General features: G+C 34.9%; 1 protein-coding gene and 1 pseudogene. One reads left to right on the top strand and one right to left on the bottom strand.

Annotation, left to right across the window (positions count from 1 at the left end):
- A pseudogene (locus tag AC27IT_RS28240) lies at positions 1-141 on the bottom strand (MBL fold metallo-hydrolase); the annotation flags it as partial.
- Positions 142-409: 268 nt separating this feature from the next.
- On the opposite strand from AC27IT_RS28240, the gene AC27IT_RS28235 reads away from it, so the two are divergent.
- On the top strand, positions 410-522 hold a 113-nt coding region (locus AC27IT_RS28235), incomplete at its 3' end, for an NAD(P)-binding domain-containing protein (protein WP_487092326.1).

The following is a 522-nucleotide window of genomic DNA, read 5'->3' as shown; positions in this document are numbered from 1 at the left end:
TTCTTTAAATACAGACCACGCTGCCTCCGTTTTAATACCAGTATCGATTAGCGTAACGGTCTGACCTTTTATAACAAAAACATTCACATCTCCTACCGCAAAAGGAGTAGGCAGCACAATTTTATACAATTGCTCATTCATCTGTATTTTTGCTCCTTTACCATCGCATTTTCTTTTAAGTTTACACGATTTTCCCCCTTATTTATACAATTGCTTTCGTTTTCTGAAAATTACATTGACATCCCTCTCTTTTTCATTGCATAATGACAGAAATATAGTGAAGTTTTATTCATATCTTTAGATAACTATGCATTTTATAAAGAAGAGATACACAAACACAAACCTTTAACAGATACTGAAATTTCAGTATCTGTTTTCATTGGATAGCAAATGACTGGAGGAAATTTTAATGAAAACGGATTTAAACATCGCCTTTATTGGAGCTGGATCAATGGCTGAAGCCATGATCTCAGGGCTGCTGTCAGATAAAAAGCTTCGCCCCAATCAAATCACCGTAACAAA

The organism is Brevibacillus sp. YAE8 (genome assembly GCF_057543335.1).
Note: the sequence above shows the minus strand (reverse complement) of the source record. Positions and strands in the feature narration are given on the sequence as shown.